This is a genomic window from Sedimentibacter saalensis, from assembly GCF_007830175.1.
Taxonomy (GTDB): Bacteria; Bacillota; Clostridia; order Tissierellales; family Sedimentibacteraceae; genus Sedimentibacter; species Sedimentibacter saalensis.
The window spans coordinates 360,001-379,773 of the sequence record NZ_VLKH01000001.1; the positions used below are offsets into that span (position 1 = coordinate 360,001).

The window sequence follows — 19,773 nt, forward strand, 5'->3', positions numbered from 1 at the left end:
TTATAAATAACTTCAATAAGCAATTATACATAATCCTTAAAATTATTCATTTATGGGACAAATCATTAATATTTATATATATTTAACAAAAAACATTCATTAAAATACTAGTAACTTTTATTTTCTCATTTTTTCTGCTATAGTTGTTTTATTCGCATTTTCATGCAAGAATCACTGTACTTCCTGCATCCATGAAGTATGCTCTTTATTTTCTATGGTAAAATCAATTCTGTAGCCATTGTCAGCCATCTTGAGGGTCAAGTCAATTTCCTGTCCTTCTTTTGTTGCCTTTACTGCAGTTTCCTTGTTTTTCAGGAGTTCCTGAACATCTTTACTTGTCAGTGAAATTCCGTTATCTTCAAGAACCTTGTCATTCTTCCATATGGAAAATTTGCAAGAAGGAAAATTTTTATATCCTGTGCAGAAGAAATTTTTTTTGCTTTCATATACTTCTCTGCCACAGCGTGGGCATATGCCTACAGCATTGCTTTTCTTTTTGCTGCCCGTACTTTCAAAGCTCACATTTTTTGCAGAACTTAATTTGCCTTCCTTTATTATTTCAGCTACATACTTTTTTATGTCAACTATGAAATCCTTTGAGGATGCTTTTTTTTGTGCGATTTTTCCAAGCTCACTTTCCCATTCCCCTGTGAGGTCCGGCTTTTTAAGCTTTTCATGCACAATTTCAATGAGCTGTATTCCATTTTGGGTAGGCACCAGATTTTTTTTATTTCTTTTAATATAACCAACAGAAATTAACTTTTCTATTATTCCGGCTCTTGTGGCAGGAGTACCCAGCCCTATGGATTTCATTTCTTCCCTAAGCTTCTCGTCTTCTATTTGCTTACCTGCTGTTTCCATAGCAGTCAGGAGAGTTGCTTCCGTATATGGTTTCGGAGGAGAGGTTTTTTTTGTTACCACCTTAACTTCCTTGGGCATAATCTTGTCGTTGAGATTCAGATTTGTGGTTATTTCCTTGTCTTCCGAATCTTCCTTCACCTTGCCTAGCATTATATCTTCAATTTCCTTCCAGCCGGGTATGACAACTTTTTTTCCTCTTGCTTTGAACTTATCGCTTTCAATTTTAAGTTCAATGTCTGTCTGATCAAATTCCTGCTTCCTGTCAAGTACAGCAATGAATCTGGCAACAATGAGCCTCAGTATGTTTTCTTCTCTTTCAGGAAGCTTAATATTTGAAACTGTCCTGATGTTAGGCGTAACAATTATGGCGTGATGGTCTGTAACCTTTGAGTCGTCAATTACTCTTTTGTCAGCATTGATCTTTTGCTTTAGCACCTTGTCCACGCAGTATTCAGAGCCTTTCCATCCTTGTTTAATGTTTTGAAGAATGTCGGTCAATTTTGATTTCATGTCCTTTGTCAGGTACCTGGAATCTGTTCTTGGATAGGTTGCCAGCTTGTATTTCTCGTAAAGGTTCTGGGCTGCATCAAGGGTCTGTTCAGCAGAATAACCATATCTTCTGTTTCCGTCCCTCTGCAGTTCTGTCAGGTCATACAATAAAGGCCTTTCAACCGTAGCCCTTTTCGTCTGCAGCTTTGTGACAGTTGCTTCCTTGTTCTGACACCTTGCTGCAATTTCCTCGGCCTTTTCCAATTCATCTATTCTTGTGCCATCCTTGTTAAACCAAGTGGCAGTAAACATTTCGCAGTCTGCAGCCACTTCATAAAATGGCTGAGAAACAAACTCGTCGATTTCCTTCTGTCTTGACACTATAAGTGACAATGTTGGTGTCTGAACCCTTCCTATGGTCAGCATCTGGTTGTACTTAACCGTAAAAAGCCTTGTGGCATTTATTCCCACAAGCCAGTCTGCCTCTGAACGTGCCTTTGCGGACTGGTAAAGGGCAAAATATTCCTTGTTGTCCTTCAGGTCCTTGAATCCTTCAAGAATTGCCTCGTCAGTCATGCTGCTTATCCAAAGTCTTCTGACAGGCTTATTACAGCCTGCGTTCACATAGACATAACCAAATATGAGCTGCCCTTCGCGGCCGGCGTCGGTTGCGCATATTATTTCGTCGATGCTGTCGTCAAGCATTAGCCTTTTTACTATTTCATATTGTTTTTCTGTGGAAGGATTGACCATGTATTTAAATTGCCTTGGGAAAATAGGCAGGTCATTTACATTCCAGCTTTTATATTTAGGATCATATTCTTCCGGGTATGAAAGCTGAATCAAATGTCCTACACACCATGTTATTTTGTAATCCTGGCTTTCTATATAGCCGTCTCTTGAACGGTTTATGTTCAAAACCCTTGCAATGTCTTTTGCCACTGACGGTTTTTCAGTAACTATCAATTTCATACAAATTCTTCCTTTTTTATTGCTTTGCCTGATTATTATAGCATAAAACCTGTTACATGTCCTTTCTTTTTTTGTTTTTAACATTATTGCTGCTCTTTCATATAATACAACATTAGTCTATGTAGGGAGGTATTCATTTGAAGGAAAAGCATTTTTTTGCAGGCAACAATACATCGCAAGGTTTTTTCAGTTACTTTGACTATATTTTAAAACCGGATGAAGCAAGACACATTTATATTTTAAAGGGAGGACCCGGTGTTGGGAAAAGCACTTTCATGAAGAAATTTGCTCATGAAATGCTTAAGAAAGGTTACTCGGCAGAATTTATTCATTGTTCCAGCGACAATGAAAGCCTTGATGGTGTTGTGATTCCCGAACTTAAAATTTCACTCATTGATGGCACAGCTCCTCACACTGTTGACCCATCCGTTCCCGGAGCAGTTGACGAAATAATTAATTTGGGTGTTTATCTGGACAAAAGTTCCCTTGAAAAGCACAAAGCACAAATTATGCAGCTCATAAAAAACAAATCAAATCTCTACAAAAGCGCCTACAGGTATCTTGGAGCTGCCGGAATCATATCAGAAGAAATAAATTCTATTTATGACCAGTACATGAACCAGGATAAATTCAACAATCTTGTAAACAAAGCAAAGGAAATGTTGTTCCCGGATGTTCCGCGAAGATTAAAAAAAGGCAAGGCGAGAAAGCTTTTTGCTGAAAGTTACACTTCCGCAGGATATGTAAGCTACACCCCTTCTCTTTCAAGCGGCAAAATAATCTGGGCAGTAGTTGGAGAAGACACAAATTACACATCATTGTTTTTAAAATCAATAGCAGAGGAAGCTTATGACAAAGGCCTGGATACAGAATGTTTCTTCAGACCACTTGACCCAACAAGGCTTCAGCATCTTTATATTCCTGAAAAAAATCTTTTTATCATGAGTGCAGAAACAAGCATGAGCGTACATTATGACGAAGTTTTCGACATGCACCTAATCATGGACACTGAAAGCATCAAGGCCCGCATTTCAGAAATTGAAAACAACCTCCACATGCATGACATGCTTATTAAAAATGCCCTGGAAAAATTGTCAGCCACCAAAAAGGCTCATGAACTTCTTGAAATTTTTTATGTTAACAGCATGGACTTCAAAGGAGCAGATGAATGCTTCAGCAGTGTAATTTCAAAACATACATAAAATTCAAGGAGGTTTATTTATGGTTCTAACTTCAATGCACTATCTGTATATGGTGATGGTTGTCATCATCCTGGTAATCATGCTCATGAAAAAGGATATTGTTATTCCTTGCATAATCGGCATTTTCGCAATGGGTTACCTTTATTCCGGCAGTATTGTTGTGGCTGTTCAGTCAATTTTCAACACTCTCATTTATGCGGGCAATGAATTTTGGGGTATTATTGTTATTATTTCCCTTGTGGTTGCAATGTCTAAAGCATTGCAGGAAGTTGGGGCTGACGTCTTGATAATGTCTCCTATAAAAAAGGTGATGGTAAATCAATCCATGGCATTTTGGGCAATAGGCATAACCATGATGATCATTTCATGGCTGGTTTGGCCTAGTCCTGCAGTACCTCTTGTAGGGGCTGTACTGCTTCCGGCAGCAATGAAAACAGGGCTTCCTGCTATATATGCAGCTGTGGCCATGAACCTGTTCGGGCACGGCATTGCACTTTCCAGTGACTTCTTCATTCAAGGAGCTCCATCCATTACTGCTGCAGGAGCAGGAGTAGAAGTTACGGAAATAATTTCCGCTTCTGTGCCTATATGGCTAACCATGTCTGTAGTGACCGTTGCAGTTGCATTTTTCATGATGAAAAGAGATTTGAAGAAAAATCCTCAGCTTTATGTTCATCACGAAATGGAAGCTTCTGAAGTTAAGGTTCCGGGAAAGACAGCAAAAGCAATTGCCATATTCACACCTCTGGCATTCATACTTGACATTGCAGCAATGTTAAAACTAAAACTTGCAGGAGGAGATGCCACAGCTCTTGTAGGTGGAACAGCAATCATAATAATGCTGGTAACGGTGCTCACAAGCTTTAACCCAAAGGATGGATTTGAAATTACGGTTGATTATATCAAGAAAGGATTCTCTTTTGGAATAACAGTATTTGCTCCGGTTATATTCATAGGAGGATTTTTCTTCCTCGGAAACCAAGGAGGAGCTACGGCAGTTTTCGGCGAAGGGGCTCCGGGCATATTGAATGAAATCAGCATATTCCTTTCGGAAAATGTTCAGATGACAAAGTTCTCTACAATTTTAACCCAGTCTGCAGTATCCGTAATCACAGGACTTGACGGTTCCGGATTCTCAGGTCTTCCCATTGTTGGAACACTGGCATACACATTTTCAAATGTAATAGATATTAATATGGCAGGGCTTGCTGCTCTAGGTCAGGTAATCACTGTGTGGTTTGACGGCGGAACAGTAATTCCTTGGGCTGTTATTCCTGTTGCTGCTATATGTAATGTAAATCCTCAGGACCTTGCAAGAAAGAATCTCATACCTGTTCTGTGCGGTATAGCTGCAGCAATAGCAATATCAATGATAATACTATAAACAATGAAGAATTAATAATTAAGAATGAAAAATGAATGAAGGGAATTTTGCCTCAGCAAAATTCCCTCCTTTAATTCTTAATTCTTCACTCTTCATTCTTAATTAATTAATTAATGTTTCATTACTTTTTTCAGATATTGTCCTGTGTAGGATTTTTTCACCTTTGCCACTTCTTCCGGAGTTCCCTGGGCAACTATTGTTCCGCCGCCGTCTCCTCCTTCGGGACCTAAATCAATAACAAAGTCTGCTGTCTTGATAACATCCAGGTTATGTTCTATGACAACAACCGAATTTCCTGCCTCAACAAGCTTGTTTAAAACTTCAACCAGCATGTGAATATCAGCTATGTGAAGCCCTGTAGTAGGCTCATCCAAAACATACACTGTCTTTCCTGTTCCTTTTTTGCTCAGCTCATATGCTAATTTAACACGCTGTGCTTCTCCCCCGGACAATTCCGTTGAAGGCTGGCCAAGCTTCACATATCCCAATCCCACATCATTGAGTGTCTTAATCTTGTTGTATATCTTAGGAATATTTTCAAAGAATTCCAATGATTCCTCTATGGTCATGTCAAGAACTTCTGCAATATTTTTCCCCTTGTACTTAACTTCAAGAGTTTCTCTGTTGTATCTCTTGCCCTTGCACACATCACATGGAACATACACGTCGGGAAGAAAATGCATTTCGATTTTCAATATGCCATCGCCGCGGCAAGCTTCACATCTGCCGCCCTTAACATTGAAGCTGAACCTTCCCTTTTGATAGCCTCTTTCCTTTGCTTCAAGAGTCATTGAAAAGATATCTCTGATATAATCAAATACTCCTGTATATGTGGCAGGGTTTGACCTTGGAGTTCTTCCAATAGGGGACTGGTCAATGGTAATTATTTTATCGATATTTTCAATGCCCAGCATCTCGTCGAACTTACCTGGTTTATTGCTGTTTTTGAACAACTTCTGGTGCAATCCCTTTGACAGTATTTCGTTTATCAATGAACTTTTTCCTGAACCCGATACACCTGTTACAGCACACAAGACGCCCAATGGAATTTTGACATCAAGATTTTTCAGATTGTTTTCTCTGGCACCTTTTATTTCAATAAACCTTTCAGGCACTCTTCTTACTTCAGGTATTTCTATCTTTATCCTTCCGCTTAAATATTGACCTGTTATGGAGTTCTGGTTGTTTTTTATGTCTTCAAATGTTCCCTGTGCTACAACCTCGCCTCCATGGACACCTGCACCGGGGCCAATGTCCAATATATAATCGGCACTTTCCATGGTTTCTTCGTCATGTTCAACAACTATAAGGGTGTTTCCCAAGTCAGTAAGGTTTCTCAAAGTCTTAATGAGCATGCTGTTGTCTCTTTGGTGAAGACCAATGCTGGGTTCATCCAGCACATAAAGCACTCCCACAAGACTTGAACCGATTTGTGTTGCCAGTCTTATACGCTGGGATTCTCCTCCGGACAATGTTCCGGCATTTCTTTCCAAAGTGAGATATGTGAGCCCCACATCTGATAAAAACTGAAGTCTTGAATTGATTTCTTTGATTATCTCGCTGCCGATTATCTTGTTAATAGGGCTTAGCTCAAGCTCATTAAAAAACTTCAGACTTTTCAAGACTGAAAACTGAGTTACCTCATAAATATTCTTGTTTCCTACCTTTACTGCAAGGCTGACAGGATTTAATCTGGCTCCGTGACATACAGGGCACAAACTTTCATACATGTAATCTTCAATCCACTCTCTCATTTCAGGAGACCTTGTTTCCATGTACCTTCTTTGAAGGTTTGTCACAACCCCTTCAAATTCTCTCTTATATGTTTTATTCTCGCTTTGATACTTGCTGTAAAAATCTACTGTAATTTCTCTTCCATTTGTTCCATACAAAATTTCATCTATGAATTCTTTTGGAGCTTCTGAAAGTGGTTTTGAAACGTCAAATTTGTGGTAATCAGCTATTGCCCTGAATATCTGGTAATAATAACCATCTTCATCTGCTCCGTAAGGAGCAATTGCTCTTTCGCCGATTGTTTTTGAATAATCAGGAATTACCAAATCAGGATCAATTTCTTTTTTTACTCCCAGACCGTTGCATTCAGGGCATGCACCAATGGGGTTGTTAAAGGAAAACATCCTTGGGGATATTTCTCCGAAGCCTATTCCGCAGTCTGTACATGCAAATTTAGTGCTCATGAGAAGCTCTTCCTGCCCCATGACATCAATGAGAACCATTCCGTTAGACATCTCCAGAGCTGTTTCTACTGAATCCACAAGTCTTTTTTGTATTCCTTCCTTTACAATTAATCTGTCTATAACAACTTCAATGCTGTGCTTTTTGTTTTTATCCAGATTAATTTCTTCTTCTAATTCCATGAGCTCCCCGTCAACTCTCACTCTGACGTATCCATCTTTTTTAATGTTTTCAAGAAGCTTTTTGTGGGTGCCTTTTGCCCCCCTTACCATTGGAGCCAAAATTTGTATTTTTGTTCTTTCTTCATATTCCAGAACCTTGTCTGTTATCTGGTCCACTGTCTGAGTTGTAATTGGTCTTCCGCAGTTAGGACAGTGAGGAGTTCCGACTCTCGCATACAACAGTCTGTAATAGTCATAAATTTCTGTTACGGTTCCCACAGTTGAACGGGGATTCTTGCTTGTTGTCTTCTGATCTATGGATATGGCAGGAGACAACCCTTCGATTGATTCCACATCCGGTTTATCCATTTGTCCCAGGAACATGCGGGCATATGAAGACAAACTTTCAACGTAGCGTCTCTGTCCCTCTGCATAAATTGTATCAAATGCAAGAGATGTTTTTCCGGAGCCGCTCACTCCGGTGAAAACAATCAATTTATCTCTTGGAAGCTCAACTGAAATATTCTTCAGGTTATTTTCCTTCGCTCCCTTAATTATAATTTTGTCCATTGTTTATCCTTTCACTCAACAACCAGTGCGATGTTGTTCTGAATTTTTATATCTTTTATCTGATCTCTTAAGTGAGCTGCTTTTTCAAATTCCAGGTTTTCAGCAGCTTTGCGCATTTCTTTTTCAAGCTCGATGATGTATGAATTGACATCCTTAACATCATCCTTGGTCTTGTAATGTTTTTCTTCCTCTGCTGCCTTTGTTGCCTCAATTATGTCTCTCACACCCTTGATTATGGACTGTGGAGTGATGTTGTGCTGTTTGTTGTACTCATCCTGAATTTTTCTTCTTCTGTTTGTTTCATTTATTGCTCTATCCATGGAACCTGTCATTTTGTCAGCATACATTATTACTCTGCCATCCACGTTGCGGGCTGCTCTTCCCACAGTCTGAATGAGAGATGTTTCCGAGCGCAGGAATCCTTCCTTGTCGGCATCAAGAATGGCAACAAGGGAAACTTCAGGCAAGTCAAGACCTTCTCTCAAAAGGTTTATTCCCACAAGCACGTCAAATTCTCCCACTCTCAGGTCTCTGATTATTTCCATTCTTTCAAGTGTATCAATGTCCGAATGAAGATACCTTACCCTTATGCCTGTATTCTTGAAATAAGCTGTAAGGTCTTCAGCCATTTTCTTAGTAAGGGTTGTAACAAGAACCCTTTGATTTTTTGATGTTGATTTTTTTATTTCATTGAGCAAATCGTCAATCTGATTAGCAACGGGACGAACATAAATTGGAGGATCAAGAAGCCCTGTAGGGCGGATGATCTGCTCAGCAACATTCTGAGAATGTTCCGTTTCATATGGTCCCGGGGTTGCGCTTACAAACACAACCTGGTTAATTATTTTTTCAAATTCATCAAATTTCAGCGGCCTGTTGTCAAGAGCCGAAGGAAGTCTGAAGCCGTAATCCACAAGCGTGGTTTTTCTGGCTCTGTCTCCGTTGTACATTCCCCTTACCTGAGGAACTGAAACGTGTGACTCATCTATTATCATCAAGAAATCCTTTGGAAAATAGTCCAGAAGCGTGAATGGTCTCATGCCTGGCTGGAGGTTGTTTATATGCCTGGAATAGTTTTCTATTCCGTTGCAGTATCCCATTTCCTGAAGCATTTCCACGTCATAGTTCGTTCTTTGCTCAAGTCTTTGCATCTCCAGAAGTTTGTTTTCACTTTCAAAAGTTTTAAGTCTTTCTGCAAGCTCCTCTTTTATGCTTACAACTGCTCTTTGAACATTTTCTTCCGTTGTGGCATAGTGAGTTGCAGGAAAAATTGAAATATGGTTTCTCCTGCCTATGAGTTCTCCTGTGACTGTGTTTATTTCTGTTATTCTGTCGATCTCATCGCCGAAAAATTCAACCCTGATTGCATTTTCAGAAGATGATGCAGGGAATATTTCAACTGTGTCTCCTCTGACGCGAAACGTCCCTCGTGTAAAGCTTATGTCATTTCTTTTGTATTGAATTTCCACAAGCTTCTTTATAGTTTCTTCTCTTCCCTTTTCCATTCCCGGTCTAAGAGACAAAACAAGATTTTCATAGTCAATAGGGCTCCCCAAGCCATATATGCATGAAACGCTGGCTACAATTATTACATCTTTTCTTTCAAAAAGAGAAGCAGTTGCCGAGTGTCTCAGTTTATCTATTTCATCGTTGATGGATGCATCCTTTTCAATAAAAGTGTCGCTGCTGGGCACGTAAGCCTCAGGCTGATAGTAGTCGTAGTAGCTTACAAAGTACTCAACTGCATTGTCCGGAAAAAACTCTTTAAATTCCGAGCACAGCTGTGCTGCCAGCGTCTTGTTGTGGGCAAGAATCAGCGTAGGTTTTTGAACCTTTTCGATGATGTTTGCCATGGTGAAGGTTTTTCCTGAACCTGTTACACCAAGAAGGGTCTGATACTTTAAATTTTTCTCTAAACCTTCCGTAATTTTAAGAATAGCCTCCGGCTGGTCGCCTGTTGGCCTGAATTCTGATTTTATTTTAAATTCTCCCATAACGCACCTCTATACATAAACGTATGTTCGCTTCATTATATTACTTTTAGTATACATAGTCAACTAAAAACTGCCTTATCATAATCCATTTTTTGGCATTGAAAAGGCAGTTGCATGTATTGTTTAATTTTCCAGCGTCATGACGCTGCATTTTATATCATTGTCTGTAAATTCAAGTATACCGTAGCTTCCATTTCCCTTTCTTGGGAAAATTGTGCTTCCCGGGTTAAAAAACAATGTTTTGTCCATATATTCAGTCAGCTGGTCGTGGGTGTGCCCAAACAATACAACGTCAGCATTGTTTTCTTCAGCAAATTTCTTTAAGGCATCAAGATTGTATTTGACATTGTGGATGTGTCCATGTGTAATGAGAACATTTCTCCCCATTATTTCCTTGAAGATAATTCCTTTCTCTATAACATTGTAATCACAGTTTCCAGGAACCTGGTATACCGTGTTTATATTAAGTTTGTCCGCAAACTTCTGTGCATCATTGTACTTGTCACCGCAGTGGATTAAAATATCATAATCTCCATGTGTCTTGATTTCATTTATGTGGCTTTCAAACACTGCTCCGTGACTATCGCTAATTACCAGAACCTTCACTTGCTTCCTCCAGCTTTTCCTTTAAATTCATGAGTGCATTTGCTCTATGACTTACTTGGTTTTTTTCTTCTTCTGTCATTTCAGAAAATGATTTATTCCATCCATCCACTATGAACAATGGATCATATCCAAAGCCGTTAGTTCCTCTTTCCTCAAATGCAATCTTGCCCTTGCATTCTCCTTCTGCCATCAGTCGACTTCCATCTTCCAAAACAACTGCCATCACTGTTTTAAATGTGGCAGTTCTTTTTTCCATTGGAACACCTTCAAGATTTTTAAGCAGAAGTTTGTTGTTGTCCTTGTAGGATACAGGCTCTCCTGCATATCTTGCAGAATAAACTCCGGGGTCTCCGTTTAATGCATCCACAAAAAGTCCCGTGTCGTCGGCAATCACTATCCCCTTCACAAGTTTGTGAAGTTCTTCTGCTTTCTTGAATGCATTTCCTTCAAGAGTGTCCTTATCTTCTTCAACATCAAAATCCAAATATCCAAGATCGTCTTTTGACACCACATCAAAAATTGTGTTTTTGAGAATGTCTTTTATTTCATTTATTTTATGCTTATTTCCGCTGGATAAAATTATTTTTCTTCTCATTTTCCTATTTCCCCGCTGATTTCTTCTCCCAGAGCTTCTCTTTGTATATTATAAAGCTTCTGGCAGCCTGATGTGGCCAAAGAAACAAGGTCCATAAACTCGCCCTGAGAAAATGTTGCTTCCTCTCCTGAGCCCTGAACTTCAACAAATTCGCCTTTGTTTGTCATAACTATGTTCATGTCCACATCTGCTGCTGAATCCTCTTCATAGCACAAATCAAGTATTTTTTCTCCTCCGCTCAGTCCAACGCTAACTGCTGAAACAAATGCCTTTATGGGCATCTTTTCAATCATTTTTTTATCTATTAGGCCCTTGAATGCATCTGCCATGGCAACAAATGCACCGGTAATTGATGCAGTCCTTGTGCCCCCATCAGCCTGAATTACATCACAGTCTATCCAAATTGTTCTTTCACCTATAACGCCCAGGTCAACAACGGATCTCAGGCTTCTGCCTATGAGTCTTTGGATTTCCTGAGACCTTCCGTCTATTTTCAATTTATTTATGTCCCTTGACTTCCTAGTAATTGTAGAGCCAGGTAGCATTGAATATTCTGCCGAAACCCATCCCTTGCCTGTTCCCTTCAAAAATGGAGGAACCCTTTCCTCAACCATTGCAGTACAAATTACTTTTGTGTTTCCTACCTCTATTAAAACTGAACCGTCGGGATGCATCAAATAATTTCTTGTTATTTTTACATTTCTCAGTTCATCGTTTTGTCTGTTGTCAATTCTGTTCATAATTACTCCTTTTTTCAATTCTGGAATTATTATACCCTAATTATACATCTTTAACAATAATAAACAACTAAGTTTTTGACATACATTATTTAAAAGAAAAGTCAACCGAACCTTGTTATGTTGACTAATACCATTCATTCGAGTAAAATATAAGTATTACCGTCAAGATTGCAATATGTCTAAGGGGGAAACGTATGGTTATGGAAGATAAGAACAGCAATATTCAAGTTATTGACAGAACTCTTGATATAATCGAACTTCTGTCAACACAACAAAAAGGAATAGGCGTCACAGAAATATCAAAAAAAACAAATCTGCACAAAACTACCGTACATAGAATCCTATCGTCATTATACGCGAGAAATTATGTTGAAAAAAACAAAAATGGCGAGTATAAATTGGGATTGAAATTAATAGAAATAGTGGGCTGCCATATTAATGAACTGGAACTTCAAACTGAGGCTCGCCCATACCTGTTAGAATTATCTTCAAAATACAATCTTACATCACATCTGGGAGTACTTGACGGCGAAAATGTTGTTTACATTGAAAAACTTGAGACATATACACATATGAGGTTGTATACGCAAATAGGTTACCGCGCCCCGGCTTATTGCTCATCTCTTGGAAAATGTTTGCTTTCTTCTCTGTCTGAAACAGAGCTTGAAGATATTATGGCAGACTGCACATTTGTACGATATACTGAAAATACCATCTGTGATTTAAAGGAATTGAAAAAGCACCTTAGAAATATAAGAATACAGAAATGGGCTATGGATAATCAGGAACAGATTATGGGTCAACGATGCATTGCTGCACCAATTTACGATTACAGAGGCGAAGTAATTGCTGCTGTCAGCGGAAGCGGAAACTTAGAACAGCTGCCCGATGAAAAAATAAATGACGTGGCTGATTACATTGTCAATATTGCCATAGAAATATCAAGACGTCTGGGATATAAGCAATAAAACAAAAAACGGCTGGCACCAATATTGGTGTCAGCCTGATTATTATTTTGAAAATCCTGTAAATGACAGCATCAGCCCTCCGCATGTATTAATGCCGTCTTGTTCATATCCGTATTCGCCAAATGTAAATTCAGCAATGAATGGAACATCGCCTGCAGCATCCTTGATTTCTTTAACGACCTCATCAATTCTGCTGTCAATTCCTGCCCTTCTTCCTCCGCAATGAACCAGGTGATAAGCACCAGGATTTGCACCAAGTTTTTCTTTCAATTCATTTAATGTCTTGCCTGTTGATGATATTAATTCATCAACAGAACCTTCCATGTAAATTATTGCTGTGTTAACGGCTATGTTGTTTCCTAAATTCATGGTATTATCTTCATTTCCGTTCATAGGATGTCTGATTGCCACCAGGTCACCAAGGCGGTCCTTAACTCCAAGAGGGGCACATATAGTTGCTCCAAGAAGATTCATGCCTAGGAGGTCCTTAGTGTTTTTACCGCTCCACTCTGCATATTTTTCAAGTGCCGGTACACCATCTATTTCTGCAAGAACTCTGTTTCCTACTACCTTTGTAATAACACCTGATTTATTAGTCTCATTGTAAGCGCCTGTAAATTTATTGGCAAATTTCTTATCTGTATAGAAAAATGCTACAGCAACACCGTCTGCAAATGAACCTTTATCTGTGAACAGTTTCCATTCTCCTGATATGGTATTGTCAGCAGCGCTTCCTCCAAAGAACGGCACTCTGCCTACAACCTTTGTGATGCCCTTCAGATAAAATTCCTCTTCTCCCGGAGGAGCTACCATGTAAAAATAATTCGGCGAATCTGTCCTGCCTGCATTTTCAAGGGCTTTTTTTGCAACTTCTTCACCTGTTGTAATAGCATCAATTCCCTTAGGCATTCCTGCAACACCTACAGTCATATCATCTTCCATGGCCATGATGCCAACAAAAGCATCTCCTGTAATAAATCCTTCAGGTGTTATAACTCCTGTAAATGATGTGTTTCCTATTACAGGAACTCCGTTCATTGCTTCTTTAACGCCTTTAATAAGTTCATCCTGGTCATACGCAACACTGCTGTACATGAAAGCCACTTTCGGATTACTTAATCCTTCAGCTGCTTTCATTCCTGCTGTTTTTCCTGCCTCAAAGGCATTAGTGGATGTACATGAACCAACGTTTGCTTTAAACATAATATTTCCTCCTTATATTTTTAATCAATAATATTTTATTAACCCCCGGCCAGCAGTGGTATAACTGTTAATATGTCCCCCTCTTCAAGAACACAGCTTGGATCACGCCTTTCATTGTTTACAAAAATATTGTATTTTATATTTGTGTCCTTAATTGGAGATGAATCAAGAAGCTCCCTGACAGTCTTTCCCATAGCTTCTGTTATCCAGTACCCTTCATTGTCTTTTTCCGGCATCTTGGCGGATAAAACACCGAAAAATTTCACCTTTACCATATTTTCACCCCACATCTAAGGCAGCATTGGAATATAATCCTCAAGTCCCAATTCCTCTAATGTTTTTGCAGTTGGTATTCCATTTTCATCCCAGCCTCTTAATTTATAATAATCATCAAGCATTTTTTCAAAGGCTGCAGGACTCTTTCCTGCTCTGCCTCCGATTACTGCAGCCCGCAGCATTTTAGGCGGCAGTGTATCATCCTTGCGGCTCATTCCGTCTCTTACGTTTATGAGTCTTTGAAGTGCAATGCCTCTTTCTGAAGTCTTGAGAAGATCCCTGTTTGTGTAATCAAGGCCTGTTGAAACTTTAAGTTCTTTTCCTATTTCAGTTACTGTTAGGCCACCGTTATTAACCATGAATTTGCACATTGTCAGATTGTTGAAAAGCATGCTTGTATTTTGATAAACATATGCACAGTAGCCTGCACTGTCTTCGTCAAATCTTTCAGGAGGAGAATCCATGTCGCAGTCAGGATAGAAAAGTCCCAGTGCACTGGCTTGAGGATTTCCACGTTCGTGACAGGCTCCACGTGGGCTTGTTGCATAATTTACTGCAAGACCATACACGGCCCTTGGGTCATGGGCGGGTAAATCCAGATTCTTTACTTCAACTGCAATTCCAGCAGATTCTTGTCCTATTATTTCAACTGCTCCCCTTATTCCTTTCCTGAATAAACTTCCTACTCCCTCTAAGCGTGATATTTTGTCCTCAAGGTACAAAAGTGTTTCTTCATCATTCCATCTTGGAACCATGCCTATTTCTTCTGCACTTAAGAAACCTGCTTCATAACATTCTATTACGAAACCGATATATGAACCTAAGGATACGGTATCAATACCGCTTCTGTTTGCTCTGTCATTTGCAACAGCAATTGCTTCAAGATCATCAAGCAAAAGAGAAGCTCCAAGCATTCCAAGAGTTTCATACTCCGGACCATTTCCGTCCAATATGCTTCCATCCTTTAATTTCAAATTTATATGTCTGTGGCAGCCAACAGGACAATTTTGACAAGGCAGCGGCTTTACATTCAATAGTTCAGTATATCTTGGAGTGCCTATCATTTTAGCGCCATGGTGCCATACATCACCTCTCCAGTATTTAATAGGAACATCTCCCAGTTCCTCCAGGGGAACCATAACATCGGGAGTTCCTCCGCCTCCTTTTGCAGTTTCATGAAGCCTTATGAAAAGTTCCTTGGCCAGTACCTGAGAACCTTCCAAATCAGCTACAGGAACCTGTTTTGTTCCCCACACGGCTATGGCCTTTAAGTTCTTAGAACCCATTATTGCCCCTGCGCCGCCTCTTCCTGCAAATGAATGTCCGTCACAGCTTATGCAGGCAATAGGGTTTAAATTTTCTCCTGATGGTCCTATGTTTATGGCATTTATTCTTTTATCTCCTAATTCTTCCTTTATAATCTTTGAGGTTTCTATTGTGTCTTTTCCCCATATTGAAGAAGCATCCCTAAATTCAACTTTGTCATCATTGATGAAAATATATACAGGATTTTCTGATTTTCCTTCCACAACCAGCACATCATAGCCTGCCTTCTTCAACTGAGGAGCCCATGCCCCTGTTCCGGCAGAATCAAGAAATGAACCGGTAAGCGGACCTTTAGTAACTACAGTCCATTTGGCATTTCCTGGGAAATTAACAGATTGCATAAAACCCAGGGAAAATATTATCTTGTTTTCAGGAGACAGCGGATCAATCTTAGGTTTTACCTCATCCAGCAGTATCTTAGCACCAAGTGCAGCACCACCTAAAAGCAGTTTTAAATATTTTTCATCTAAAGTTTCTGTGCTGTAAGTATGGTCCGTTAAATTAATTCTTAAAATCGTTTTCCAGTAACCGTACATAGTCGTGAAACCTCCTTTGGCTATATATTTTTAAATAATTATACTGTAAATTTTTCTAAAATACAAATGCCTGGTTCCACATAGCGGACCGTCCATTCCGCATCATGGTACAAAAAAGTTGCTCCGCAACTCCGCTAGGAGGACCTATGTCCCCCTTCGGCGTAAAACGCATACGCGTTTTTACTGAGCACCCCCCTTGACGGCAAGGGCGTCCCGCCCTTTGCAATCCTCGTTTTTATATTATAGGAAAGAGAACTTTCCTATAATATAAAAAATGAGGCACATATGTGCCTCATTTTGTTGACAACCACCGGTGCTGTCATCCTGAACGATAGTGAAAGTTGCCCTAACCCTATTTTTCAGGTGTTTTTCTGAAAAATAGCGGTAGGTCATTCGCGATGAGCACCAAATTTATGTGAGCGTTAGCGAATTAATAAATTTGTGTGCGAAACTGCGGGATCTCATCTTTGTTCAAAACATGAGATTCTTCGAGCAAGCTCTCAGAATGACAACGTCCAAATATACCTTTGTCATAAAACTGAGGAACTTAGATGTGCCTCAGTTTGTTACTATTTATATCGTTGTTTCATCAAGTGACTTCAAATTATAAAGATTAATTATGTTTATCAGCTTGACTGAATACTGTGAATCTGTTGCATATCCGCATCTTCTAAGAGCCCATGCTCCCTGTGTGCTGTCAAACATAACATCCCTGAATGGCTGGTACCTGCTTTTTGTGAGAAGAAGTTCGTTGTGGTCTGCCCAGCTTTCGCTTACGTTGTTGTAAGCTCTGAACTCGGCATCAATTCTGAATGAAACTCCGTTATATTCTTCCCAAGTGTTTGATGTTACCGAACCTGCAGTTCCTGTTCCCTTAACACCGAATAAATTGTTAGATAATTGTCCGTCGTACTTATCAACAGGAACGCTTTGTCCCCAGCCTGTCTCCAGTATTGCCTGTGCTGTCTGAAGCGCAGCCGACATTCCTGTAACTTCCTTTGCATCTGTTGCCAATCTCGAAGCAAAATCCATGAATTTTTCCTTTTCAACTATGGGTTTTGCTGCATACAATTGTTTTGTATAAACACTGAAGTTTACTTCTTCGGTCTTTATGGTGCTGCCTTGATATTTTGCTTCTGCTTTTATGCTGTAGTTTCCTTCTATACCTGTTTCAGGAGTGTATGAATATTCAGCAAGGTAGCTTCCTTCGCCGATTATTTTTGTTTCTCCTGTAGCTTTGTTCGTGAGAATGTACTTGATACTGTCAAGTGTAACATTGCTCTTAACCTTGAGAGTTACCGGTGCGGATACAACTTGTCCCGGTCCCACACCCTGCAGCAGTACCTGTGGTGTTCCCTTGACATTTACAGTAATCTTATTGCTTGTGTAAATATTACCGTTTGTGTCCTTAACCCTTGCATAAAGCTGTTTGCTGCCGGCCATGTCTGGACCGGGAAACCAGTTGTTGCTGATAACTGTTTCTTTTCCTGTGTTCAGATCAACTGCAACATATTCAGCTGTAGAAACGTTGAAATTTTTTGAAACAAAAAGACTTACGGACTTGTCAATTGTTTGTCCTTCCGTCACTCCCCCAAGACTGAGCTTTCTGGCAACATCAACCTTTACATTTACTTTCTTGCTGGAATATTCATTGCCGGCTGTGTCAAATGCAATGACCCTCAGCGCCATGTTTCCGTTGTCTTCCATAACAGGGATCATTGTAAATCCTCCCAGCGGATCAAGTCCTGAAGATATATAGTAAGCATTTGTGTCAGGATTAATTATTTCATATTTTACATAAGCAGCTGAAAAATTAAGTTCAGCAGCAAGAGGCACTCTGTCTTCTGTAACCAGCTCCCCTTCACTAAGGCCTGTAAGCTTAATATCCGGATTTATGTCTACAGTCACTGGAATTGCATGGCCTGCCAGGAAGTTTCCTTTTGCATCGTAAAAGGCAGCAACCAGAACTTTTTCACCATTGTCTTCCATTGCAGGCATCCATTTGTACGATGCAGCAATGTCAGTTCCTCTTGCCACTACAAACCCCCTTGCAGTGTTTCTGTCAAGAAGCAGGTACTTGATTTCTGCAGCACCCTTTGGTGCCTGAGTAGGCATAACAGTTTCAAGATATGTTGTTCCTTCAATAGTTTGTCCTGATTCTACAGAAGAAATTTCAACGTCAAAAAACGGAACCACTTCTGATTCTACGCTTGAGTCCACATATACTGTTCTTTTATTGTTGTCCCATTCAATTCCAACACCAAGTGCGTTGCTTATAAAACGGATGGGTACAAACGTGCGGTCTTCTTTTATTAAAGGAACCACATCAAGCATGCTGTATGATGTGCCGTCTTCATTTGTGTATTCAACGAGATGGCTGTCTATACGAAGCTCAATTTCATTACCGTCCTTGGAAATATGTACTATTCTGTTATCATTATCCCAAGACACTTCAGCATTGAGATTTTCTGCAACCACACGGATTGGAACAAGCGTACGATCATCTTTTATGAACGGTTCAGGATCGGCTGTCACCTTGTCACCGTCTATAACCAGCTGTATAGGTGTGTCTGCATAAACCTTTGGAACAAAATTAATGGCTACTGTCGCTGTAACTAACAGCGAAGCAAATATGTACTTGTACAAATTTTTTTTCTTCATAACATTACCCCTTCATTTTACTTAAATAAATTATACCATGAAAACATTAACTGAAACATAATAAATAGGTGTGAATTTCTTCCATAACAATATTATTAATCCATTTCATAATAAAATATAAAAGTATTTTTCAAAAATTGATTTAAATCAAAGTCATTATCATAAAAACAGATTAAAATGAAACTATAGATAAGACAGATAAAATAATTTAAATATATAAGGAGGAACTATGAACAAATTTAACAGCACACAAAAAATCGGAACCATTGCGACTGAATTTCCTAAATCAAAAGAGTTGTTTAAAGAATACAGAATTGACTTTTGCTGCGGAGGTGAAAGACCTCTTCATGAAGCATTGCAAGAACAAAACATCAACGAAGATGAGCTTATAAACAAACTTAACAGCCTGTACGAAGACTACTCGGCTGAAAATGACCTTAGTGACAAAGCATGGCAGGAAGCACCATTAAGCCAGCTTACAGACCATATTGTCAACACACACCATGCATACCTGTGGTCGGAACTGCCAAGAATCAGCAAACTTGCAACAACAATACTGAGAGTTCACGGCGAACACCATCCGGAGCTTTCCAAGGTGCACAAATTGTTCCACACCATAAAAATGGAACTTGAGCTTCACCTTGCAAAGGAAGAAGCTGTTCAATACCCTGCCATTAAGAAGTTTGAAGAAACAAACAGTGCAGCTGACCTCAAGGAAGCTGTGAGAATTATACGTGAGCTTCAGGATGAGCACACAGAAGCAGGCAACATTCTTAAGGAACTTAGAGACATCACTGATGACTTCACAGCTCCGGAAGACGGATGCGAAACATACGAATTGACGTACAAAAAGCTTCATGAGTTGGAATCAGACGTGTTCCAGCACATTCATCTTGAAAGCAACATCCTGTTCCCAAGACTCTTTGAACTTGAAGAAAAATTGTAAAATAAATACCCTGGTTTCCAGGGTATAGAACTATATACACCTAATTTTCTAAAAATCGTAGGGGTGTATCTTGTTTCCGTCTGTTTA

General features: G+C 39.5%; 14 protein-coding genes. 4 read left to right on the forward strand and 10 right to left on the reverse strand.

Going from position 1 to position 19,773, the window contains the following annotated elements:
• Positions 1 to 171 precede the first annotated feature (171 nt).
• Complete coding sequence (locus tag LY60_RS01575) at positions 172 to 2,322, reverse strand: DNA topoisomerase 3 (protein WP_170226070.1); 2,151 nt, start codon at positions 2,320 to 2,322, stop codon at positions 172 to 174.
• A 137-nt stretch (positions 2,323 to 2,459) separates the two neighbouring features.
• Between LY60_RS01575 and LY60_RS01580 the strand changes: the two genes are divergently transcribed.
• Entirely contained in the window at positions 2,460 to 3,524 is a 1,065-nt protein-coding gene (locus LY60_RS01580; protein WP_145079058.1) for a P-loop NTPase fold protein, read from the forward strand.
• A gap of 19 nt (positions 3,525 to 3,543) precedes the next feature.
• Positions 3,544 to 4,908 (forward strand): hypothetical protein, encoded by a 1,365-nt coding sequence (locus LY60_RS01585; RefSeq protein WP_145079061.1) that lies wholly within the window; start codon positions 3,544 to 3,546, stop codon positions 4,906 to 4,908.
• Positions 4,909 to 5,018: 110 nt separating this feature from the next.
• On the opposite strand, the gene uvrA is transcribed toward LY60_RS01585, so the two are convergent.
• The 5 genes from uvrA to rph form a co-directional block, all read right to left on the reverse strand.
• Complete coding sequence (gene uvrA / locus LY60_RS01590; RefSeq protein ID WP_145079064.1) at positions 5,019 to 7,835, reverse strand: excinuclease ABC subunit UvrA; 2,817 nt, start codon at positions 7,833 to 7,835, stop codon at positions 5,019 to 5,021.
• 11 nt (positions 7,836 to 7,846) lie between these two features.
• Positions 7,847 to 9,829 (reverse strand): excinuclease ABC subunit UvrB, encoded by a 1,983-nt coding sequence (gene uvrB, locus LY60_RS01595; RefSeq protein ID WP_145079067.1) that lies wholly within the window; start codon positions 9,827 to 9,829, stop codon positions 7,847 to 7,849.
• Positions 9,830 to 9,952: 123 nt separating this feature from the next.
• Positions 9,953 to 10,435 carry a metallophosphoesterase family protein gene (locus tag LY60_RS01600; RefSeq protein ID WP_145079070.1) on the reverse strand — a complete coding sequence of 161 codons (483 nt, stop codon included), beginning with the start codon at positions 10,433 to 10,435 and terminating at the stop codon, positions 9,953 to 9,955.
• On the reverse strand, positions 10,416 to 11,030 hold the full coding sequence (gene rdgB, locus LY60_RS01605; protein WP_145079073.1) for an RdgB/HAM1 family non-canonical purine NTP pyrophosphatase: 615 nt from the start codon (positions 11,028 to 11,030) through the stop codon (positions 10,416 to 10,418). Before rdgB ends, LY60_RS01600 begins: the two co-directional genes overlap by 20 nt.
• Positions 11,027 to 11,770 (reverse strand): ribonuclease PH, encoded by a 744-nt coding sequence (gene rph / locus LY60_RS01610; protein WP_145079076.1) that lies wholly within the window; start codon positions 11,768 to 11,770, stop codon positions 11,027 to 11,029. The genes rdgB and rph overlap by 4 nt, the downstream gene beginning before the upstream one ends.
• 194 nt (positions 11,771 to 11,964) lie before the next feature.
• Between rph and LY60_RS01615 the strand changes: the two genes are divergently transcribed.
• On the forward strand, positions 11,965 to 12,738 hold the full coding sequence (locus LY60_RS01615) for an IclR family transcriptional regulator (protein WP_246145340.1): 774 nt from the start codon (positions 11,965 to 11,967) through the stop codon (positions 12,736 to 12,738).
• A 42-nt stretch (positions 12,739 to 12,780) separates the two neighbouring features.
• Here the strand turns inward: LY60_RS01615 and LY60_RS01620 are convergent, their stop codons facing one another.
• The 4 genes from LY60_RS01620 to LY60_RS01635 form a co-directional block, all read right to left on the reverse strand.
• Complete coding sequence (locus LY60_RS01620; RefSeq protein WP_145079079.1) at positions 12,781 to 13,941, reverse strand: FIST signal transduction protein; 1,161 nt, start codon at positions 13,939 to 13,941, stop codon at positions 12,781 to 12,783.
• A gap of 38 nt (positions 13,942 to 13,979) precedes the next feature.
• Complete coding sequence (locus LY60_RS01625; protein ID WP_212633435.1) at positions 13,980 to 14,216, reverse strand: MoaD/ThiS family protein; 237 nt, start codon at positions 14,214 to 14,216, stop codon at positions 13,980 to 13,982.
• Between the two features lie 15 nt (positions 14,217 to 14,231).
• The gene (locus LY60_RS01630) at positions 14,232 to 16,079 is read right to left on the reverse strand and encodes an aldehyde ferredoxin oxidoreductase family protein (protein WP_145079085.1); all 1,848 of its coding nucleotides are present in this window, start codon (positions 16,077 to 16,079) and stop codon (positions 14,232 to 14,234) included.
• A gap of 573 nt (positions 16,080 to 16,652) precedes the next feature.
• A complete protein-coding gene (locus LY60_RS01635; protein ID WP_145079088.1) occupies positions 16,653 to 18,740 on the reverse strand; it encodes a stalk domain-containing protein in 2,088 nt (695 codons plus the stop codon).
• Positions 18,741 to 18,969: 229 nt separating this feature from the next.
• On the opposite strand from LY60_RS01635, the gene ric reads away from it, so the two are divergent.
• Complete coding sequence (gene ric / locus LY60_RS01640) at positions 18,970 to 19,686, forward strand: iron-sulfur cluster repair di-iron protein (protein ID WP_145079090.1); 717 nt, start codon at positions 18,970 to 18,972, stop codon at positions 19,684 to 19,686.
• Positions 19,687 to 19,773 lie beyond the last annotated feature (87 nt).

What these genes read in the sequence shown, in the direction of transcription:
- LY60_RS01575 (WP_170226070.1), bottom strand. Translation starts at nt 2,322, where the DNA reads ATGAAATTGATAGTTACTGAAAAACCGTCAGTGGCAAAAGACATTGCA.
- LY60_RS01585 (WP_145079061.1), top strand. Translation starts at nt 3,544, where the DNA reads ATGGTTCTAACTTCAATGCACTATCTGTATATGGTGATGGTTGTCATC.
- uvrA (WP_145079064.1), bottom strand. Translation starts at nt 7,835, where the DNA reads ATGGACAAAATTATAATTAAGGGAGCGAAGGAAAATAACCTGAAGAAT.
- uvrB (WP_145079067.1), bottom strand. Translation starts at nt 9,829, where the DNA reads ATGGGAGAATTTAAAATAAAATCAGAATTCAGGCCAACAGGCGACCAG.
- rdgB (WP_145079073.1), bottom strand. Translation starts at nt 11,030, where the DNA reads ATGAGAAGAAAAATAATTTTATCCAGCGGAAATAAGCATAAAATAAAT.
- rph (WP_145079076.1), bottom strand. Translation starts at nt 11,770, where the DNA reads ATGAACAGAATTGACAACAGACAAAACGATGAACTGAGAAATGTAAAA.
- LY60_RS01615 (WP_246145340.1), top strand. Translation starts at nt 11,965, where the DNA reads ATGGTTATGGAAGATAAGAACAGCAATATTCAAGTTATTGACAGAACT.
- LY60_RS01620 (WP_145079079.1), bottom strand. Translation starts at nt 13,941, where the DNA reads ATGTTTAAAGCAAACGTTGGTTCATGTACATCCACTAATGCCTTTGAG.
- LY60_RS01625 (WP_212633435.1), bottom strand. Translation starts at nt 14,216, where the DNA reads ATGGTAAAGGTGAAATTTTTCGGTGTTTTATCCGCCAAGATGCCGGAA.
- LY60_RS01630 (WP_145079085.1), bottom strand. Translation starts at nt 16,079, where the DNA reads ATGTACGGTTACTGGAAAACGATTTTAAGAATTAATTTAACGGACCAT.
- LY60_RS01635 (WP_145079088.1), bottom strand. Translation starts at nt 18,740, where the DNA reads ATGAAGAAAAAAAATTTGTACAAGTACATATTTGCTTCGCTGTTAGTT.
- ric (WP_145079090.1), top strand. Translation starts at nt 18,970, where the DNA reads ATGAACAAATTTAACAGCACACAAAAAATCGGAACCATTGCGACTGAA.